General features: G+C 64.2%; 12 protein-coding genes and 1 tRNA gene. 8 read left to right on the top strand and 5 right to left on the bottom strand.

The window, feature by feature from the left end; translation table 11 throughout:
• Positions 1-19: 19 nt before the first annotated feature.
• Both LPW30_RS05840 and queF read right to left on the bottom strand, forming a co-directional pair.
• A complete protein-coding gene (locus tag LPW30_RS05840) occupies positions 20-1,297 on the bottom strand; it encodes an FGGY-family carbohydrate kinase (RefSeq protein ID WP_239680312.1) in 1,278 nt (425 codons plus the stop codon).
• Positions 1,298-1,629: 332 nt separating this feature from the next.
• Complete coding sequence (gene queF, locus LPW30_RS05845; protein WP_025282048.1) at positions 1,630-2,019, bottom strand: preQ(1) synthase; 390 nt, start codon at positions 2,017-2,019, stop codon at positions 1,630-1,632.
• A 111-nt stretch (positions 2,020-2,130) separates the two neighbouring features.
• Here queF and smc point away from each other — a divergent pair, with 111 nt between their 5' ends.
• Genes smc through ligA form a run of 3 tightly spaced genes read left to right on the top strand, consistent with a single transcriptional unit; the run spans position 2,131 to position 8,786 of the window.
• Complete coding sequence (gene smc / locus LPW30_RS05850; protein ID WP_239680313.1) at positions 2,131-5,637, top strand: chromosome segregation protein SMC; 3,507 nt, start codon at positions 2,131-2,133, stop codon at positions 5,635-5,637.
• 47 nt (positions 5,638-5,684) lie between these two features.
• Positions 5,685-6,731, top strand: a complete 1,047-nt coding sequence (zipA, locus tag LPW30_RS05855; protein ID WP_025282046.1) for a cell division protein ZipA — start codon at positions 5,685-5,687, stop codon at positions 6,729-6,731.
• Between the two features lie 15 nt (positions 6,732-6,746).
• A complete protein-coding gene (ligA, locus tag LPW30_RS05860) occupies positions 6,747-8,786 on the top strand; it encodes an NAD-dependent DNA ligase LigA (protein ID WP_239680314.1) in 2,040 nt (679 codons plus the stop codon).
• 10 nt (positions 8,787-8,796) lie between these two features.
• Here the strand turns inward: ligA and LPW30_RS05865 are convergent, their stop codons facing one another.
• The 3 genes from LPW30_RS05865 to LPW30_RS05875 all read right to left on the bottom strand — a co-directional run bounded on the left by LPW30_RS05865 (position 8,797) and on the right by LPW30_RS05875 (position 11,255).
• Positions 8,797-8,991: a PA3496 family putative envelope integrity protein gene (locus LPW30_RS05865; protein WP_025282045.1), complete on the bottom strand. Its 195-nt coding sequence runs from the start codon at positions 8,989-8,991 to the stop codon at positions 8,797-8,799.
• A gap of 243 nt (positions 8,992-9,234) precedes the next feature.
• The gene (locus tag LPW30_RS05870) at positions 9,235-11,007 is read right to left on the bottom strand and encodes a DEAD/DEAH box helicase (protein WP_025282044.1); all 1,773 of its coding nucleotides are present in this window, start codon (positions 11,005-11,007) and stop codon (positions 9,235-9,237) included.
• 161 nt (positions 11,008-11,168) lie between these two features.
• Positions 11,169-11,255, bottom strand: a tRNA-Leu gene (locus tag LPW30_RS05875).
• A gap of 206 nt (positions 11,256-11,461) precedes the next feature.
• On the opposite strand from LPW30_RS05875, the gene queA reads away from it, so the two are divergent.
• From queA to secF, 5 genes are read left to right on the top strand one after another with little or no spacing between them, the layout of a single operon-like run.
• Positions 11,462-12,508 carry a tRNA preQ1(34) S-adenosylmethionine ribosyltransferase-isomerase QueA gene (queA, locus tag LPW30_RS05880; protein WP_239680315.1) on the top strand — a complete coding sequence of 349 codons (1,047 nt, stop codon included), beginning with the start codon at positions 11,462-11,464 and terminating at the stop codon, positions 12,506-12,508.
• Positions 12,498-13,613, top strand: coding sequence for a tRNA guanosine(34) transglycosylase Tgt (gene tgt / locus LPW30_RS05885; RefSeq protein WP_238624458.1), 1,116 nt, complete (start codon positions 12,498-12,500; stop codon positions 13,611-13,613). Before queA ends, tgt begins: the two co-directional genes overlap by 11 nt.
• A gap of 59 nt (positions 13,614-13,672) precedes the next feature.
• Complete coding sequence (gene yajC, locus LPW30_RS05890; protein WP_025282041.1) at positions 13,673-14,002, top strand: preprotein translocase subunit YajC; 330 nt, start codon at positions 13,673-13,675, stop codon at positions 14,000-14,002.
• Positions 14,003-14,036: 34 nt separating this feature from the next.
• Positions 14,037-15,899: a protein translocase subunit SecD gene (gene secD, locus LPW30_RS05895; RefSeq protein ID WP_025282040.1), complete on the top strand. Its 1,863-nt coding sequence runs from the start codon at positions 14,037-14,039 to the stop codon at positions 15,897-15,899.
• A 13-nt stretch (positions 15,900-15,912) separates the two neighbouring features.
• The gene (gene secF, locus LPW30_RS05900; protein WP_025282039.1) at positions 15,913-16,851 is read left to right on the top strand and encodes a protein translocase subunit SecF; all 939 of its coding nucleotides are present in this window, start codon (positions 15,913-15,915) and stop codon (positions 16,849-16,851) included.
• The last annotated feature ends 19 nt before the right edge of the window (positions 16,852-16,870 follow it).

Below are 16,870 nucleotides of genomic sequence, written 5' to 3' on the forward strand. Positions count from 1 at the left end.
GGGCACGATCCCGGGTGTGTCAGCCTACCCCCAGTAACGCCGCCCCGTACGCGGCTTCCGTCTCCCTCGCCGCCACCATGGGCACACCACACCGGGCCTCCCGAATCCGGGTCCAGGCCGGATTCCCTGCGCCGCCGCCCACGGTGCGGATGGAGGTCAGAGCCGGCGCCCCCAACTCCCTCAAAAGCGCATATCCCTGCGCCTCAATGGTCGCGATCCCCTCCAGCAGTCCCTGAAAGAAAATCACATCATCCTCCGGTCGGGGCGAGATCTTCGGCGCCATGGCCGGATCACAGACGGGAAAGCGCTCGCCTACGCCAGGCAGGGGGTAATAGTCCAGGCCGGTGGGCTGTTCGGGCCGCAGTTGTGGCGTCATCCCGGCCATCTCTTCATCGGTAAAGTGCTGACGCAGCACTGCCCCGCCGCTGTTGGAGGCCCCGCCCACCAGCCAGCGGTCGTGCAGACGATGACTGTAGATCCCGTATTGGGGGGCAAAGATGGGGTGATCGGAGAGCAGCTTGATGGCCAGGGTGCTGCCCAGGGAGGTGACCGCCTCGCCGGGGCGATCGGCGCCGGTGGCCAGGAAGGCCGCGATGCTGTCGGTGGTACCGGCGATGATCTGAAGGTCACGCGGCAGTCCCAGTTGCCGGGCCAGGTCGGGCCGGATGGGGGCCAGGGGGGTGCCGGGCGGTGAGACCTGAGGGAGAAGATGGGTCGGTAAGTCCATCGCGTTCAGCCATGCTGGCCAGGCGCGTTCAACCGGGTCGAAGCCCAGCTTGAGGCAGTTGTTCTCATCGCTCAGGCCAAACCGGCCGGTCAGGCACCCGGCAAGCCAGTCGGCTTGATGCAGGGCATGGGCGGCCCGCCCGGCCTGATCCGGGTGGTATTCCAGCCACCACAGGAGCTTGGCCAGGCTGGAACTGGCCCCATGGGCACCGCTGTCACTGGGTGCCACTGCGGCGATGCGGTCGGCCTGCGGGCGTGCCCGGGCGTCGTTGTACATCATTGCAGGCCCGAGAGGGCGGCCCTCGGTATCGGTCAGTAGCAGGGTGGCTGATGTGCCATCAATCGCCAGGGTGTTGGGCGGGCAGGGCAAGCGTTGCGCGAGCTCGTCAAGCACTTCTTGCAGGGCGTTCCACCACAAGACCGGCTCCTGTTCCACGGCCGGCCCTTGGCGAACAGGGTTTTCCAGCGCGACATGATGCCTGGCCAGGATCGCCCCATCGGGCGAGACGGCCACCCCGCGACACCCCGAGGTGCCCATGTCGATGCCGAGATGACAGTAGGTGTGTGCCATGTTCGTGTGTTTCCTGCTTCTGTCGTGGCCCCTTCCCCCTCACCCCAACCCCTCTCCCCGGCGGGGAGAGGGGCTCAGGATCTTTTGCCGGCAACCGGAAGCCCCGATCTCAACGCCTCTTCGTGGGCGGCGGGTTCCTGTAAGCGGGTGTTCGCCGCATGGAAGCGGCGGTCAAGCCTACAGGGATGTATTCACGGCGTCCCGCTGTAAGGAACCCGCCGCCCGCGAAGAGGCTACCCTCCGAAACTAAACCCAGGTGATTGTCACCCCGGAAGTCACCCTCGGGGGAGTGTGAGCCTCACAGTTAAATCCGGACAAGGAGGCCCCCGCACTCAGGGCAGTTTCACCTCCTCGGGTGCCACCCACTGGGGATCCCGGTGCTCCACCACCACCGTGGTGTATACCCCGCCGCGCACATTGAACTCCGCCGTCAGCCGCATGAACCGGGGCGCAGTCGCCTTCACCAGATCCTCCAGGATGCGGTTGGTCACCGCCTCGTGAAAGGCACCTTCGTCCCGGAAGGACCACACATACAGCTTGAGCGATTTGAGTTCCACACAGCGCTCATCGGGCACATACTCCAGACGCAGTTCAGCAAAGTCTGGCTGACCCGTCTTGGGACACAGGCAAGTGAACTCCGGCACCTGGATACGAATGGTATAATCACGCGCTTTATTGGGGTTTTCAAAGGTTTCCAGTTGCTTACTGGGCTGGGTGGTCATCAGTATCAATCCAGTCTGATCGCGGCGCGCCGGGCGCCACCGCGAGAATCGAGGGTTCATGGGTTACAAGCCGTATAGTTTAGCGTTTTCTTCTGGATTCGGCAGTCCATCATGCGTCTGAGCAAGATCAAGCTCGCCGGATTCAAGTCCTTCGTGGACCCCACCACCATCCCCTTCCCCAGCAACCGGGTGGGCGTGGTAGGCCCCAATGGCTGCGGCAAGTCCAACACCATCGACGCCGTGCGCTGGGTGATGGGCGAATCCTCCGCCAAGTACCTGCGTGGCGATTCCATGGAGGACGTCATCTTCAATGGATCCTCCTCCCGCAAACCCGTCGGCCAGGCCTCCATCGAACTGGTCTTCGACAACAGCGACGGCGGTCTGGGCGGCCAGTACGCCCAATACAACGAGATTGCCATCAAGCGTCGCGTGAGCCGCGACGGGCAATCCCAGTATTTCCTCAATGGCACCCGCTGCCGCCGCCGGGACATCACCGACATCTTCCTGGGCACCGGGCTGGGCCCACGCAGTTACGCCATCATCGAACAGGGCATGATCTCCCGCCTCATCGAGGCCAAGCCTGAGGAACTGCGCGTCTACCTGGAAGAGGCCGCCGGGATCTCCAAGTACAAGGAACGCCGCCGGGAAACGGAAAACCGGATCCGACACACCCGCGAGAACCTGGAGCGCCTGCAGGACGTGCGAGACGAGGTGGAAAAACACCTCAAGCACCTTCAGCGCCAGGCCGAGACGGCGGAGAAGTACAAGTCCCTGCGTGACGAAGAACGTCGGGTCAAGGCCGAACTGCTGGCCCTGCGCCTGCGGGATCTGGATCAGGAGGCCCAGCGGCGCGAACAGACCCTGCGCACCCAGGAAACCCGCCTGGAAGAGGTGGTGGCCTCGCAGCGCCAGCAGGAAACCGCCCTGGAACGCGATCGCCAGGCCCTGCATGAGGCCAACGAAACCCTCAACCAGGTACAGGGGCGCTACTACCGTCTCGGTGCCGACATCTCCGGCACCGAGCAGTCCATACGCCATCATAAGGAGATGCAGGAACGCCAGTCCCGGGAACTGCAGCAGGCCGAACAGGCCCAGGCAGAAACCACGGGGCATATCCAGGCCGACGAAGAACGCCTGGTGGACGTGCTCGCCGCCCTGGAAGATCTGGAACCCGAGCACGAAGTGGGCAACGAGGCCCTGGAAGAGGTCAATGAGCGCCTCTCCGAAGCCGAGCAGGCCATGAACGACTGGCAGGGGCGCTGGGAGGATTTCAATCGACGCGCCGCCGAGCCCAGCCAGGTGGCCCAAGTGGAGCGCGCCCGCCTGGAGCAACTGGAGAACCAGATCGGTCAGCTGGATGCCCGCCATGGGCGGCTGGACGATGAACTCAAGGGCTTGTCCACCGAGGGGTTGCAAGCAGAGATCGATACCGTGGCCGAAGAGGTGGAACAGGCCCGGGAACAGGAACGGGCGCTGCAAGGCACCCTTCAGGAGACGGCAGACCGTATTCAGGAAAACCGGGATGAAAGCCGCACCCGGGCGGCGGAACTGGAAGAATGGCGCCGCCGCCTGCAGGCGCACGGTGGTCGGCTGGCCTCGCTGGAGGCGCTGCAGCAGGCGGCCCTGGGCAAAGAGACCAGAACCCTGGTGGACTGGCTGGAAGGCCAGGGCCTGGACGGCGCGCCGCGACTGGGCGAGGCTCTGGATGTGGAACCCGGTTGGGAAAAGGCTGCCGAGACCGTGCTCGGACCCTTCCTGGAAGCGGTCTGCGTGGAGGACCTGGAGGCGGTGGCCCGGGTCACCGGCAGCCTGGAGCAGGGGCAGTTGGTGGTCTTCGAGGAAGCAGCAGACGCTTCCACAGAGGCCACCGGGCGCAACCTGCTGGTGGATCGGATCACCTCGCGCCTGCCTCTGGGCGCATTGTTGAGAGGCATTCACACCGCGCCGGATCTGGATGCCGCCCTGGCCCTGCGCCCCCGTCTTGAGCCTCACGAATCCGTGATCACACCCGAGGGCCTGTGGTTGGGCCCCCGGTGGCTGAGGATCGCCCGGGATCATGACGAGCACGCCGGGCTACTGGCTCGTGACAAGGAGATCCGCAGCCTCAAGGAAGAGATCGAGACACTCAGGGAAGCCGTCGATACCCGCCAGACCCTGATCGAGGATCAGCGTGAAACCCGGCGTGAACTGGAAGCCGAGCGGGATCGGCTGCAGCAGGAGGTCAATGGGGCCCACCGCACGGTGTCCGACCTGCAGGCCCAGCTCAGCAACCGCCAGACCCGTCTGGAGCAGATGGAAACCCGCATCCAGCGCGTTTCCGACGAGATGGCAGACATCCGTCAGACCCGCGAACGCGACGCGCAGGCGCTGCAGCAGGCTACCCGCAAGCGCAACGAAGCGGTGTCACAGATGGAGGTCCTGGCCCGGGAGCGGGAAGGGCTGGATGCGGAACGGGACACCTTGCGCCAAAGCCTGGAGGCGGTGCGCAGCGAGGCCCGCACGCGACGCGACGCGGTTCACCAGGTGGCCCTGCAGGTGCAGTCCCTCACGGCATCACGGGATGCCACCCAGCAGAGCCTCACCCGCATGCGCAGCCAGGCCTCGCAACTGGAGCTGCGCCTGGAGACCCTGCGCGAATCCCTGGATGCCTCCGGCGAGCCCATCCTGGAACTGGAAACCACCCTGGAGACCCTGGTCGGCGAGCGCGTGGCCCTGGAGGACGAACTGGCCCGGGCACGAGCTCAGGTGCAGTCCCTGGAGGCGCGGATGCGCGAGACGGATCAGGCGCGGGTCACCCAGGAGCGGGAGGCCGAATCCCTGCGCCAGGGCCTGGATGAATTGCGCATGGCCTGGCAGGAGATTAAGGTTCGAAGGCAGACCAGTCTGGAACAATTGCAGGAGAGCGGGTTCGAAGCCGACACCCTGCTGGCACAACTGGACGCCGAGGCCGGCGTGGAGGCCTGGCAGTCGCGGGCCGATGAGCTGGCCCAGCGTATCCAGCGCCTGGGGGCCATCAACCTGGCGGCCATCGACGAATACCGGGAGCAGAGCGAGCGGAAACAGTACCTGGACAATCAGTACGCGGATCTGGTGGAGGCCCTGGAAACCCTGGAAAATGCCATCCAGCGCATCGACCGGGAGACGCGTTCCCGGTTCCGGGAAACCTTTGAACGGGTGAACCTGCGGCTCAAGGAGATGTTCCCACGCCTGTTCGGGGGCGGCCAGGCTCACCTGGAGATGACCGGCGATGATCTGCTCACCACCGGGGTGGCAGTGCTGGCGCGCCCCCCTGGCAAGCGCCTGTCCACCATCCATCTGATGTCCGGTGGTGAGAAGGCGCTCACAGCAGTGGCCCTGGTATTTGCCATCTTCGAGCTCAACCCGGCACCCTTCTGCATGCTGGATGAGGTGGACGCGCCACTGGACGAGGCCAATGTGGGTCGTTTCTGTGATCTGGTGAGGGAGATGTCGGAACGGGTGCAGTTCATCTTCATCACCCACAACAAGGCCACCATGGAAATGGCCGATCAACTCATTGGCGTGACCATGCGGGAGCCGGGTGTGTCGCGGCTGGTCACAGTGGATGTGGAAGAGGCGGCGCAGATGGCCATTGGCTGATCGGCACGGCACCCTTTGAAACCGAATACAGAGACAGGACCGGGGAGATGGATACGTTGCGTTGGATTCTACTGTTACTGGGGATCATGATCCTGGCCGGGATCTACCTGGCCGGGCGCGTCCGCCAGCCGCGTCGTCCCCGTGATCTGGACGACGACGGGATTGATGCCGATGAGTTGGAGCACGTGCATATTCGTGCCGACGAGGGCTTCACGCCGTCGTCTTCGCGGAGAGAGGGGCAGTCCGTGGATGAGGATCCCCTGGCGTCGCAGCGCGAGGAACCCGTTTTTGACGAGGTGGGCGTGGGCAAGGTGCGGGTGGTTCACCGTGATGAGCCCCGCAAGGACGATGCCGAGCCCTCCTGGGGCCAGGAAACTTCGCCGGACCCGGTTCCCGCTTCGGAAAAGGTCGAGTCCGTGCCCGCCGAGCGCCCGGCCAGGCCGACGCGCTCCCGCAGCCACGGTGGCGCAAGCCGGCGCCCTCGTGGCGGGAAGTCGAGTCTGCTTGCCCGACTCAAGGGCAGCCTACCGAAGCCTTCCATGCCCGCCATCAAGGCGCCTCGCATGCCCGACCTGGGCCAGTTTTTCCGGGGCAGGAAGGCCGACTCGAGTCAATCGGACGCGGCGTTGGCCGAAGAGAACGAAGCCGGGTCCGCCACGCAGCCGGAGGCCGATGACAAGATCATCGTCCTGCATGTGGTGGCCCCCAATCAGGATCGGTTTCTGGGGGTGAACCTGCAGGCGGCCCTGGCCGACATGGGCCTGCAGCATGGTGATCTGGGTATTTATCATCTGAACGTTTCCGACGGTCAGCGCAACTTCACCCTGTTCAGCCTGGCCAATATGGTCAAGCCGGGCACCTTCGACCCGGAGACCATGGACGAATTCACCACCCCGGGCGTGAGCCTGTTCCTGCGCCTGCCGGGACCCTGTGATCCCCTGGAAAGCTTCGATGCCATGCTCACCTGTGCCGAGAAGCTGGCGGAACGCCTGAACGGACAGGTGCTGGATGCCTCCCGCAGCGCAGTGACGCCCCAGGGCAACCAGCACACCCGGGAGGATATCCGGCAGTGGAAGCTGCGCAGGGGGCTGTGATCGCAAGTGACGCCGATGAATGATGCCGTACCCGAGGCCGCCCGGGAGAAGGCGGCGGACCTGCGCAGCCAGCTGGATCATCATGACTACCGCTACTACGTCCTGGATGACCCGGAGATACCGGATGCCGCCTATGACCAATTGATGCGCCAGTTGCAGGCCCTGGAGGCAGAATATCCCGACCTGGTCACGCCGGACTCGCCCACCCAGCGGGTGGGTGGTTCCCCCCTGGAGGGCTTTCCCGAGGCCCACCATCTGTTGCCCATGCTGTCTCTGGATAATGCCTTCGAGGAAGCCGAAGTGCTGGCCTTCGATCAGCGCCTGCGCGAACGCCTGGATACCCACGACACCCTGGAATATGCGGTGGAGCCCAAACTGGATGGCCTGGCGGTGAGCCTGCTCTACGAGGACGGCCAGCTGGTGCGGGGAGCCACCCGGGGGGACGGCACCACGGGCGAGGACATCACCTCCAACATCCGCACCATTCGTGCCATCCCCTTGAGGCTTCAGGGGCAGGATCATCCGCCCCGCGTGGAGATTCGCGGGGAGGTCTACATGGAGAAGGCTCGTTTTGAGGAACTGAACGCCCGGGCTCGGGAGAGCGGTGGCAAGGTCTTCGTGAATCCCCGTAACGCCGCTGCCGGCAGCCTGAGGCAGTTGGACCCCCGGATCACCGCTGAGCGCCCCCTGTCGTTCTTTGCCTATGGCGTGGGGCAGGTGGAGACAGGCAGCCTGAGCGATACCCAGGGCGGGACCCTGGATGAACTGGCCCGCTGGGGCCTGCGGGTATGCCCGGAGCGTGACGTGGTCAGCGGCGGCGAGGGGTGCCTGGAATACTACGAGCGGATCCGCGCGGCCCGGGATGCGCTCCCCTACGAGATCGACGGGGTGGTGTACAAGGTCAATTCCCTTCGCCTGCAGCAGGAGCTGGGCTTCGTCTCCCGGGCGCCGCGCTGGGCCATCGCCCATAAATACCCTGCTCAGGAGCAGATCACGGTGCTCAAGGATGTGGAATTCCAGGTGGGCCGCACCGGGGCGGTGACGCCGGTGGCCCGACTGGAACCGGTCTTTGTGGGGGGCGTGACCGTGAGCAATGCCACGTTGCACAACATGGACGAGGTCCTGCGCAAGGACGTGCGCATCGGCGACACGGTGATCGTGCGCCGCGCGGGCGATGTGATCCCCGAGGTGGCGGGCGTGGTGAAGGAGCGCCGCCCCGATGATGCCCGCGCCATCGTCATGCCCGACACCTGTCCGGTGTGCGGCTCATCGGTGGTCCGGCCCGAAGGGGAGGCGGTTTCCCGCTGCTCCGGCGGGCTCTACTGCGGTGCCCAGCGTCGCGAGGCCATCAAGCATTTCGCCTCGCGCCGGGCTCTGGATATCGAGGGCCTGGGGGACAAGCTGGTGGAGCAACTGGTGGACCAGGGCCTGGTGGACCATGTGGATGGCCTGTACGCCCTGGATGCCGCCACCCTGGCGGGCCTGGAGCGCATGGGCGAGAAATCGGCGGCCAATCTGGTGAACGCCCTGGAGAAGAGCAAGCAGACCACGCTGGCCCGGTTCATCTTTGCCCTGGGCATTCGCGAGGTGGGCGAGGCCACGGCCCGGGGCCTGGCGGCCCATTTCGGCAGCCTGGATGCCCTGATGGCGGCGGATACCGAGGCCCTCATGCAGGTGCCGGATGTGGGGCCCAAGGTGGCCGAGCATGTATCGGCATTTTTCGCCCAGGAACATAATCGCCAGGTCATTCAAGCCCTGAGAGAGGCCGGCGTGCGCTGGGACGAGCACGAACCGGCTGCCCAGCCATCGGAAGAGGATCAGCCGCTGGCCGGTTGCACCTATGTGCTCACCGGCACCCTGTCATCCATGACCCGGGATGAGGCCGGCGCCCGCTTGCGGGCGCTGGGGGCCAAGGTGTCGGGCAGTGTGTCGAAGAAGACCACCGGCGTGATCGCCGGGGAGGCCGCCGGCTCCAAGCGCGACAAGGCGGAACAGCTGGGGGTGCCGGTGCTGGACGAGGCGGCGCTGATGGCATTGCTGGGGGAAGGGGCGTGAACGGAGACGCCTAGTGCCAGTCCCATTCTCCGTCGTTCAGGGGGCCGTCGTCGAAGGCGTCCTCCAGGCGGCGGCGCAGGGCCTTGCGTTCCAGATACAACTCCAGGGAGCGCCGGGCGGAGAGTCGCTTGGGCGATTCTTCGTCCTTCCAGTCAAAGGCGGGTTCGTCATCGTCGGCCATCACGGCGTCGTGGGACAGGCTCATGTCAATCGGATCTCCAGGATCATGGTGTCTGAGCGAGCCTTATAAACCTTTCCCCGAAATGCGCAACATGATTGTTTTTATCAATCATCCCAAGAAAGATTGATGCCTGGGTGCCGGATGAAGCACCCAAGAAAAAGGGCCGCTCACCGATGGTGAGCGGCCCTTTAAAACTCAGGTTCGGCCACAAACACTCCCTTCTTCCTCAGGGGGAGAAGGGCTCATCAGGGCATCAGGCCCGATGGATCAGGACCGCCGGGCCTGCCGACGTGGACCTGCCTTGCGAGGGGCGTTGAAGCGACGAGGTGCACCACGGTCCGGGGAAGCGTCATTGATGGGGCGCAGCCCCAGTTTCTGACCACAGACCCATACCTTCTTCAGGTGATTCAGCAACGCCGGGGGCATCTGCGCAGGCAGATCCACGGTGGCGTGATCTTCACTGATGTCGATCTTGCCGATATGGGAATTGTCCAGCCCGCCCTCATTGGCGATGGCGCCCACCAGGTTACCTGGCTTGAGGCCGTGCTGGTGACCCACGTCCACCAGGAAGCGCTGCATGCCCTCATCCACTGCCTGTCCACGGCCGCCGCCACCTTCGCGCTTGCGCTTGGGCGGACGCTGACCACCGTCCATGCTCCGCTCGCGGCCCTTGCGGGGTCCTCGTTCCGGTGCAGGCCGGGGCATTTCCCGGCTCTCATCCAGCAGTAGCGGGGTGTCACCCTGGGCCATATGGGCCAGGGCAGCTGCCACGTTCATGGGGTCGGCATCATTTTCCTTCACGTACTCGGCCACCAGATTCTGGAAGAACTCCAGGTCCTGGCCACCCAGGGTGTCGGCGATCTGCTGACGGAAGCGTTCCACGCGACGTTCGTTCACGTCGCGGGTGGTGGGCATGTGCATGGCCTCGATCGGCTGGCGCGTGGCCCGTTCAATGGCCTGCAGCATGCGCTGTTCGCGGGGTGCCACGAACAGGATGGCTTCACCCGGACGACCGGCGCGCCCCGTGCGACCGATGCGGTGCACGTAGGATTCCGTGTCATGGGGGATGTCGTAGTTGACCACATGGCTGATGCGCTCCACGTCCAGACCACGCGCTACCACATCGGTGGCCACGACGATGTCCAGCTGGCCGCGTTTGAGGCGTTCCACCACCCGCTCGCGCAGGTTCTGCGGGATGTCACCGTTCAGGGGTTCGCAGGCATGGCCGCGGGCAGCCAGCTTCTCGGCCAGCTCCACTGTTTCGGTCTTGGTGCGCACGAACACCAGCATGGCATCAAAGTCTTCATGCTCCAGCAGGCGCGTGAGGGCATCCAGCTTGTGCAGGCCACTGACCCGCCAATAGCGCTGACGGATGGTGGACGCCGTGCTGGTGGTGGAGGCGATACGCACTTCCTGAGGAGATTTCAGGTGCTTGCGGGCCACCTTGCGGATCACGTCGGGCATGGTGGCGGAGAACAGCGCCAGCTGACAGGTGGACGGGGTCTGTTCCAGCACCCATTCCACATCGTCGATGAAACCCATGCGCAGCATCTCGTCGGCTTCATCCAGTACCAGAGCGGTGAGGTTTTCCAGGCGCAGTGTGCCTCGGCGCATGTGATCCATGACCCGGCCGGGCGTGCCCACGATCACCTGGGCGCCGCGCTTGAGCTGCCGCAGCTGCACGGTGTAGGACTGCCCACCGTAGATGGGCAGCACGTGAAAGTCGGGCATGTGCCGGGCGTAGGTTTCGAAGGCCTCTGCCACCTGGATGGCCAGTTCCCGGGTGGGGGCCAGCACCAGGATTTGAGGATACTGGACATTGGGGTTCAGTTTGGCCAGCAGCGGCAGGGCGAAGGCCGCCGTCTTGCCGGTGCCGGTCTGCGCCTGGCCCAGCAGGTCCTGGCCGGAGAGCAGCACGGGGATGCTCTGAGCCTGGATCGGCGTGGGTTCTTCGTAGCCGCTCTCGTCAAGGGATTTAAGGATGGATGCGGGCAAGCCCAGCGCCGCAAACGCGGCTGGGGTAAGGTTTTCCTGGTTCAATGTGATGACCTGTGGAAGAGTAGGAAGGGAGGGGCACTGATCACGAACACGTGCCTGTAATGCACTGGGCCCCCGGATCTCGAAGCGGTGAACCGTTACTGTGCTCAGGTCCGCTCGAAGACCCGCCTATTCCACGGTGTGCCGCTTGGGCTGGATTCGTTTGGTGCCGGGAGCGAGAATCGAACTCGCACTCTGTTGCCAGAACCGGATTTTGAGTCCGGCGCGTCTACCAGTTCCGCCATCCCGGCTGAATCCAATCCGTCATTATAGTGATAATCTTGGGGCAAGGATAGCCCTTGTGGGTGGATTCGGCATGGGCGGACCATTCCATTAGGGAGCTTTGGGGTTTTTCTCATGGGACAAAGCCCCTCTCCCGCTGGCGGGAGAGGGGCTGGGGTGAGGGCGCCCATGCCTCAGTCGCCCCCTGGCCCCAATCCTGCTACCATCGCGCGCCATGCAAGTCCGCGATTTCGACTTTTTCCTCCCTCAGGAACTCATTGCCCAGGCCCCGCTGCCCGATCGCGGCGGGGCCCGTCTGCTGTGCCTGGATGGGCCAACTGGACAACTGGCGGACCGGCAGATCCGTGATCTTCCAGAGTTGTTGTCTCCCGATGACCTGCTGGTGTTCAACGACACCCGCGTCATCCCGGCGCGCCTCAAGGGCCACAAGGTGGAGACGGGCGGGCAGGTGGAAGTCCTGGTGGAGCGCATCACCGGTCGACAGGCGGCCTTGGCCCATGTGCGGGCGAGCAAGGCCCCCGGGCCCGGTACCCGGCTGTGCCTGGAGGGCGTGGTGGAGGCAACGGTGGAAGGTCGGGACGGGGATCTGTTCGCGCTCGTTTTCGATGCGCCGGTGCTGGATCAACTGGAACGGCACGGTCATATGCCCTTGCCACCTTATATTACCCGGGAAGATACCGAGGAAGACCGGCAGCGCTACCAGACCGTGTTTGCCAGGGAGCCCGGTGCCGTGGCCGCCCCGACGGCGGGTCTGCATTTCGATGATGCCTTGCTGGCGGCCATCCGTGCCCGAGGGGTGGAAACCGCCTCGGTGACCCTCCACGTGGGGGCCGGTACCTTCCAGCCGGTACGCGTGGCCGATACCCAGGATCATGTGATGCACGCCGAATGGGTGCGGGTCACCCAGGAGACCTGCGATCAGGTGACCCGCTGCCGGGCCCGCGGCGGGCGTGTGGTGGCGGTGGGTACCACCAGCGTGCGTTGTCTGGAGACCGCTGCAGCCGGTGGCGAACTGATTCCCTTCGAGGGAGACACGCGCTTGTTCATTACCCCCGGCTTTGAATACCGGGCCGTCGATGCCATGGTCACCAATTTTCATCTGCCCCAGTCCACGCTGCTGATGCTGGTCTGTGCCTTCGGGGGCCAGGCGGCGGTGCTGGCCGCCTATCAACATGCGGTACGTCAGCAGTACCGATTCTTCAGTTACGGGGATGCCATGTTCATCACTGCCCAACGCGGGGCCCAGCGCGATGCAGTTTGAGTTACTTGGTCAGGATGGCGCTGCGCGTCGCGGGCAGCTTCGCTTTGATCGCGGCACGGTGGAAACGCCGGCCTTCATGCCCGTGGGCACCTACGGCACCGTGAAGGCCATGACCCCGGAGGAACTGGAGGGCCTGGGGGCCCAGATCATCCTGGGTAACACCTTCCATCTGATGCTTCGCCCCGGCACGGACGTGATCCAGGCCCATGGGGATCTGCATGACTTCATGCACTGGGAGAGGCCGATCCTGACGGATTCGGGTGGTTTTCAGGTGTTTTCCCTGGCAGAACTGCGCAAGATCACCGAGGAAGGCGTGCGCTTTCGCTCGCCGGTGGACGGCTCCCCCATCCTGCTCACCCCTGAGCGGTCCATGGAGGTGCAGCGGGCGCTGGGCTCGGACATCGTCATGATCTTCGATGAGTGCACGCCGCACCCGGCCACCGAGGATCAGGCACGGGAGTCCATGGAGCTCTCCCTGCGCTGGGCGGCCCGCTCCCGCCAGGCCCACGGCGATAACCCATCGGCCCTGTTCGGCATTGTTCAGGGCGGCATGTACGACGGCTTGCGCCGCCGCTCCCTGGACGGCCTGATGGAGATCGGGTTCGACGGCTATGCCATCGGTGGACTGTCGGTGGGGGAAACGGAAGAGGAACGCCACCGGGTGCTGGATGGCCTGATGCCACACATGCCGGTGCAGCGGCCCCGCTATCTCATGGGCGTGGGGCGGCCCGAGGACATCGTCGAGGCGGTGCGGCGAGGGGTGGACATGTTCGATTGCGTGATCCCCACCCGCAATGCCCGCAACGGTTTCCTTTACACCCGCGAGGGCGTGATGCGCATCCGCAATGCCCGTTTTCGGGATGACACCGGGCCCATCGACCCCCATTGCGACTGCTACACCTGCCGAAACTACTCCCGTGCCTATCTCAAGCATCTGGACAAGTGCAACGAGATGCTGGCCAGTCGTCTGGCCACCATCCACAACCTGTACTTCTACCAGACCCTGATGCGGGAGATGCGCGAGGCCATCGCTCAGGGGCAGCTGGGCGCCTGGGTGGCCGAGTTCCATGGGCGACGCGCGCAAACCCCACGGTCTATGCCATAATGCCGGCCTTTCAAGGGCCCAAACCCTGTCGATCTGTCAACTGCTAAGGAGTCCCACGCATGAACTTCCTGATTTCCGACGCGTATGCCCAGCAGGGCCAGGCCGCCGGAGGCGGTTTCATCGAGTTTCTGATCATGATCGTGATCTTCTTTGCGATCATGTACTTCCTGATCATCCGCCCGCAGAGCAAGCGCGCCAAGGAACACAAGGCGATGGTGGATGGCCTGAACAAGGGCGACGAGATCGTCACCCAGGGCGGCCTGGTGGGCAAGATCACCCAGGTGACCGACAACTTCATCAAGGTGGAGGTGTCCGAGGGCAACACGGTGAATGTTCAGCGCCAGTCGGTGGCCACCGTTCTGCCAAAAGGCACGATGAAGGACATCTGATCCTCCACGTCGATCTCCCAACGCTGGTCTTGTCATGAACGCTTACCCTTCCTGGAAGTACCTGCTCATCGTGGTCGTGATCCTGGTGGGCCTGGTCTACTCGTTGCCCAACCTGTTTCCCGAGGATCCGGTGGTGCAGATCGCCCACTCCGTCACGGACGAGGTGGATGAGGATACCCGGATGCAGATCCGGGCGATCCTGGAAGGGCGGGGCGTCGACATCAAGGCCGAGGAGTTCGACGGCAGCCAGATGATGCTGCGGTTCGATTCCACGGATGATCAGATGCGTGCCGCAGACATCCTGCGCACCGCCCTGCCTGATCAGCATTCCGTGGGACTGAACCTGGCCCCGGCCACGCCCAACTGGCTGCGGGCCATCAATGCCCGGCCCATGTCGCTGGGGCTGGACCTGCGCGGTGGTGTCCACTTCCTGATGGAAGTGGACATGGATGCCGTCGGTGACAACGTGGCCGAGCGTTATACCAGCGAGTTCCGCACCGTACTGCGTGACGAGCGCATCCGGTATCTGGCAGTGGAGCGGGATGGCAGCTCCGTGGAGGTGCGTTTCGAGGATCAGGCCAGTCGGGACGAGGCACGTGATCTGCTGCGGCGTGAGTATCGCGGTGACCTGGATTTCAGTACGCGCCAGTCCGGTGACACGCATATCCTGACGGCCAACATCAGCAGCGATCAGCTGGATGCCCAGCGTCGCCTGGCCCTGCAACAGAACATCACCACACTGCGTAACCGGGTGGATGAACTGGGTGTGGCCGAGCCCGTGATCCAGCAACAGGGCGAGAATCGCATCGTCGTCCAGTTGCCGGGCGTGCAGGACACCGCCCGCGCCAAGGAGATCCTGGGGGCCACGGCCACACTGGAGTTTCGCCTGGTGGATGAGGCCAACGATCCCTTCGAGGCCGAGCGCACCGGCCGCGTGCCCGCCAACTCCCGACTCTATTACGAACGTGACGGCAATCCGGTGCTGCTGCAGCGCCGGGTGATGCTCACCGGGGACTTCATCAACGACGCCAGTTCCGGCATTGCTCAGGACACCGGCGGCGCGGCGGTATTCATCAATCTGGACGGCCAGGGCGCACGCATCTTCAGTCGGGTGACCGGCGAGAATATCGGTCGCCTCATGGGCGTGGTCTTCATCGAGACCACCACCGAAACGGTGGAGGAAGACGGTGAAATGGTCCGCCAGACCACTCGCTCGGAGGAGGTCATCAACGTGGCCCGCATCCAGGACCAGTTGGGCCGCCGCTTCCAGATCACGGGTCTGGATAGCACCCGCGAAGCCCGCAACCTGGCCCTGCTGCTGCGTGCCGGTGCCCTGGCCGCGCCCATGAGCATTGTCGAGGAACGCACCGTCGGCCCCAGCCTGGGTCAGGACAACATCGAGCGCGGCTTCAACTCGGTGATCATCGGCTTTGCGCTGGTGCTGGTCTTCATGGCGCTTTACTACCGGGCCTTTGGTCTGGTGGCCAATGTGGCGCTCACCCTGAATCTGGTCCTGATCGTGGCGATACTCTCCATGCTGCAGGCCACGCTCACGCTGCCGGGGATCGCCGGTATCGTGCTCACCGTGGGCATGGCGGTGGATGCCAACGTGCTGATCTTCGAGCGAATACGCGAAGAAATCAGGAATGGCAACTCACCCCAGGCTTCCATACAGGCGGGTTATGCGCGGGCGCTTTCCACCATTGCCGACGCCAACATCACGACCCTGATTGCGGCGGTGGTGCTGTTCATGTTCGGTACTGGCCCCATCAAGGGCTTCGCCATCACCCTGTCCATCGGCATCCTGGTGTCCATGTTCACGGCCCTGATGGTGACTCGCGCCATTATCAATCTGACTTATGGTCGTCAGCGTCGCCTCAAGACGCTCTCCATTTGAAGGCGGCAAAATGATGAAGCTTAATTTCGCCAACGCCAATATCGATTTCCTGGGCCAGCGACGCATCGCCCTGAGCGTTTCAGCCGTCCTGCTGGTGGCCTCCATCCTGCTGCTGGTGTTTCGCGGGCTGAACTTTGGTATCGACTTTACCGGTGGCACCCTGATAGAGGTGGGCTATCCGGAGCCCGTCGAGCTGGAGGAGATTCGCGACCAGCTTGAGATGGGCGGTTTTGATCGGGCCACGGTGCAGAACTTTGGCACCTCCCGGGATGTGCTGATCCGTCTGGCGCCCCGGGAGGGAGAGGAGAGCGCTGAGCTGTCCGAGGAAGTGCTGCAGGTTCTGCGCAGTGGTGGGCCTGAGGGGGTGGATCTACGCCGGGTGGAGTTCGTGGGCCCGCAGGTGGGGGATGAATTGCGCGAGCAGGGCGGTCTGGCCATGCTCTATGCCCTGTTCGGTATCCTGATTTATGTGGCCCTGCGCTTTGAGTGGCGGTTTTCCCTCGGCTCGGTCGCGGCCCTGGTTCACGACGTCACCATCACGCTGGGGATCTTCTCGCTGTTCTGGCTGGAGTTCGACCTCTCGGTGCTGGCAGCCATACTGGCAGTGATCGGTTATTCCCTGAACGACACCATCGTGGTGTACGACCGTATCCGGGAGAACTTCCGTCGGCTGCGCAAGGATGCCGTGGAGAAGGTCATGAACAAGTCGGTGAACCAGATCCTGTCGCGGACCATCATCACCAGTTTCACCACGTTGCTGGTGCTGTTCTGCCTGTTCCTGCTGGGTGGTGCGGTGATCCAGAACTTCGCCTTGGCATTGATCATCGGTGTGCTGGTGGGGACCTATTCCTCGATCTATGTGGCGGCGGCCCTGGCCCTGGTGCTGGGTGTGGACCGCACGGTGATGCTGCCGGTGAAGAAGGAAGGGGAAGAGCTGGAGGAGCAGCCGTAAGGCGCCGTTTGGGCTTCCT

Origin of the sequence: Ectothiorhodospira variabilis, assembly GCF_022227625.1 — a bacterium.
Taxonomy (GTDB): domain Bacteria; phylum Pseudomonadota; class Gammaproteobacteria; order Ectothiorhodospirales; family Ectothiorhodospiraceae; genus Ectothiorhodospira; species Ectothiorhodospira haloalkaliphila.